Source organism: Sphingomonas sp. (genome assembly GCF_031380695.1).
Classification (GTDB): domain Bacteria; phylum Pseudomonadota; class Alphaproteobacteria; order Sphingomonadales; family Sphingomonadaceae; genus Sphingomicrobium.
Genome location: NZ_JANMWY010000271.1, coordinates 1 through 3,890, shown reverse-complemented (window position 1 = coordinate 3,890; position 3,890 = coordinate 1). Strand labels below are relative to the sequence as shown.

Here is a 3,890-nt window from a genome sequence, read left to right as displayed (position 1 = left end):
GCCGCCCAGCCCGAGTGGGTCGGCAAGCTGCAGAAGGTGTCGCAGCCGCAGATGGAGGCGCTGCAGAAGCTGCCGCCGCAGCAGCAGTTTGTGCAGATCGGCGCGCTGACCGGTTTCCCCGAATTCGCCGCCCTGCGTGGTGTGCCGGTGGCCAAGGCCAACGCCTGCCTCGCCGACGACAAGGAAGTCAGCAAGCTGGTGCAGATGAACAGCGACGCGGTGACCCAGTATAATATCCCGGGCACGCCAAGCTTCCTCATCAATGGCGCTCTGCTCGACGAAACGGCGACGTGGGAATTGCTCGAGCCCAAGCTCAAGACAGCGATCGGCAGCTAGGAGTGTTTGTCCGCTTCGCCGGTGCGGTATCGGCCCGTTCCCCCACCCGGCCACCCAGTCAGTCTGTGCTATGGGCGACCAGGTGGGAGAGCGGGCCGGTGCCGACTACCTAAACGAAGACGCGTTGGGGGGCGCCGGTTTGAGGATACGCAGGCTTAAACTCAGCGGGTTTAAGAGCTTCGTCGAACCGGCGGAGCTGCGCATCGAGCCCGGGCTGACCGGGGTCGTCGGCCCCAATGGCTGCGGCAAGTCGAACCTGCTCGAAGCGATCCGCTGGGTGATGGGCGAGGCTAGCGCCAAGTCGCTACGCGGCGGCGGGATGGAGGATGTCATCTTCGCCGGTACCGCGACCCGGCCCACGCGCGACTTCGCTGAAGTGACGTTGCTGATCGAGGAAGACGACGGTGACCGCGAGGTGACTCGCCGGATCGAGCGCGGTGCCGGTTCGGCATACCGGCTCGACGGGCGCGACGTGCGGGCCAAGGACGTTGCCCTGCTGTTCGCCGACGCCGCTACCGGGGCGCACTCACCGGCGTTGGTCAGCCAGGGGAGGATCGGCGCGGTCATTGCGGCGAAACCGGTCGAACGCCGACTGATGCTGGAGGAAGCGGCCGGTATCTCGGGTCTTCACGTGCGCCGCAAGGACGCTGAGCAGAAGCTGCGCGCGACCGAGGCCAATTTGCTTCGCCTCGACGAGATATTGTCGGACCAGGAGGCGCGCATCGGGCAACTGCGGCGGCAGGCGCGGGCGGCGGAGCGCTATCGGACGATCACCGACCGCATCCGCATTGCCGAGGGGCGGCTGATCTACACCCGCTGGGCCGAGGCCGATCGTGCCGCCCAGGTTGCCGATTCAGAGGCACGGGCGGCGGCGAGCGAGGTGACCGCGCTGCAGGACGCGATGAGCCGGGCGCAGGTCGCGCAGGAACATGCGGCGGCTGAAGTGTCGCAGCGCCGCACCGCGACTCAGGAAGCGCGCGACGAGGGGCGTAACCTGGCCCACCAGCTGGCGACGGCGCGAGCGCGACGCGACACGGTCGTGCGGCGACTGTCCGAGTTGGAGCGGCTGGCGATGGCGCTAGCGGCGGAGACGGCGCGCGAGCAGGCGCTGCGGGAGGATGCGGCGACTGCGGTGGCGGCGCTGGATCTGGAACGTGAGGCGATCGAGGCGCGATTGGCCGACGGCGAGGCGGGGGCGGCGCGGATCGCGAGCGAGCTGACCGCCGCGGAGGCTGTGTCGCGGGAAGCGGAGGCAAGGCTGGCCGGGCTGTTGGCGAAGGATGCCGCGATGCGCGCCGAGCGACGGGTTGCCGAAGCGGCGCTGGAGGCGGCGCGAGCGCAGGCGGCGAGGTCGCAAGCCGAGGCGGCGCGTTTGGTGGATCAGCTGGCAGCGCTGGGTGATGGGCGCGATTTTCGTGACGCCGCTGCCTCGGCTCAAGCCCGCGCCGATGCCGCGACCAAGGCACTCAACTCCGCCGAGAACGCCCTCACCAAGGCCGAGTCCGGCCGCGCCGCCGCCGTTGAACAACGCGACTCAGGCGAAAGCGCGTTCGCCATCGCGCGTACCGCATTGGCTGCCGCGGAGGCCGAGCACGCCGCGTTGACCCGTGCGCTCGATCATGGCCGGGCGGGCACGGCGCTGGCCGGGATCGCCGCCGATGCGGGCTTTGAACGGGCGCTCGCCGCCGCGCTCGGCGACGATCTGGAGGCCGACATTGGCGGCACTGGGTCGCGGCGCTGGGAAGGGAGCGACGGTGACGGCGACACCGCGCTCGCGCCGGGCCTCGTTCCGCTCTTGGCCCATGTTAGCGCCCCCGCTGAACTGCGCCGTCGCCTCGCCATGATCGGGGTAGTCGACGAGGACGGGGGACAGCCACTCGCTCCCGGCCAGCGGCTCGTCACGCGCGACGGGGTCGTTCGCCGCTGGGACGGGTTTGTCGCCATTGGCAGTGGCGCGGCGGCGGCCGAGCGGCTGATCCGCGCCAATCGTCTCGCCGCACTCGACGCCGATCTCCCGCTGCTGACTGCCGCCGTCGATGCCGCAACATCCGTCCGCAACGCAGCAGCGTGCGACGTCGAGACCCAGCGTGCCGCTGCCGAGACTGCCCGCTCCGCCGCTGCCGCTGCCGAGCGCGAGGGACGAGAGGCCGCGCGCGCCGGAGACGCTTCCGCTGCCGCGCTCGACCAGCTCGATGCTCAGCGCGAGGCACTGGAAGAGCGCTGTACCGACCTCGCTCCGTTGCTTGCCGCCAGCGCTGAAGAGTTTACCGCTGCCGAGACCGCGCTCGCCACACTGGCCGATGCGATCGGGCTTGGCACGGAAATCGACACCGCCCGCACCGCCGCGAGCCGGGCGGGTGAAGTGGTTGCCGACAAGCGCGCCGAAGCCGCCTCCCGAGCGCGCGAGACCGCCGCCGCGCGCGAACGGCTGGCCACAGCGGCACGCGAGGCAGGCGAATGGCGGCGGCGTGGATCGGCGGCGGAAGGACGGTTGGCCGAGACCGGCGAGCGGTCGCGCGCGTTCGCCGACGAGCAGGCCGAACTCTCTCCTCAACCCGAAACGCTGGCCGCTGAGGTCGGCTCTCTTGAAAGCCGCTCCGCCGCGAACGACGGCATGATCGGCGTGGCTGTCGCCGCCGAACGCGAGGTCGAAGAAATGCTGGGTGCCGTCGGCAAAGCGCTCGCCGAAGCCGGCGAAGCCTTCGCTGACGCGCGCGAACGCCGCGCCGGCTCAGTCGCCCGCGCCGAAAACCAGGAACTTCGCCGCCGCGAATATGGCGCGATCTGCGGTGAGAAATTCGAATGCCCGCCGCCACTCCTGCCCGAAAAGCTAGGCTTCGACGTCGCCAGTCTCGAATCGCCCGAACAGGAATCCGCCGCGCTCGATCGACTGTCGGTTGAGCGCGAGCGGCTAGGCCCGGTCAACCTCGTCGCCGAAACGGAGCTCGCCGAAATCGAGGCGTCGCGCATTGCTGGCGCAGCTGAGCGCGACGAGTTGCAGGAAGCGATCCACCGCCTGCGCGGCTCGATTGGTAGCCTCAACCGCGAGGGCCGCACCCGGCTGCTCGATGCCTATCACAAAGTCGACGGCCATTTCCGCAGCCTGTTCACGACCCTGTTCGAAGGCGGCCAGGCGCACCTTGAGCTGGTCGAGAGCGACGATCCGCTCGAGGCCGGGCTGGAGATCATGGCCCAGCCGCCGGGCAAGCGCCTGACCGCTCTGACACTGCTCTCAGGCGGGGAACAGGCGCTGACCGCCGTCGCGCTGATTTTTGCCCTGTTCCTGACCAACCCCGCGCCGATCTGCGTCTTGGACGAGGTCGATGCCCCGCTTGACGACGCCAATGTCGAGCGCTTCTGCGACCTGCTTGACCGAATGAACGGCGAGACTGACACCCGCTTCCTGATCGTGACCCATAACGCCTTGACGATGAGCCGGATGGACCGGCTCTATGGCGTAACGATGATCGAGCAGGGGGTCAGTCGTCTAGTGTCGGTGGACCTGGGAAGTGCGGAACGAATCTTAGCGGCTGAATAAACGCTATTGCGAACTA

At 69.2% G+C, this 3,890-nt stretch carries 2 protein-coding genes; both read left to right on the top strand.

Features of this window, described 5'->3' with window-relative positions:
• On the top strand, positions 1-336 hold a 336-nt coding region (locus RMN84_RS09845), incomplete at its 5' end, for a thioredoxin domain-containing protein (protein WP_309611997.1).
• Positions 337-475: 139 nt separating this feature from the next.
• Positions 476-3,874: an AAA family ATPase gene (locus tag RMN84_RS09840; RefSeq protein WP_309611996.1), complete on the top strand. Its 3,399-nt coding sequence runs from the start codon at positions 476-478 to the stop codon at positions 3,872-3,874.
• Positions 3,875-3,890: the final 16 nt, after the last annotated feature.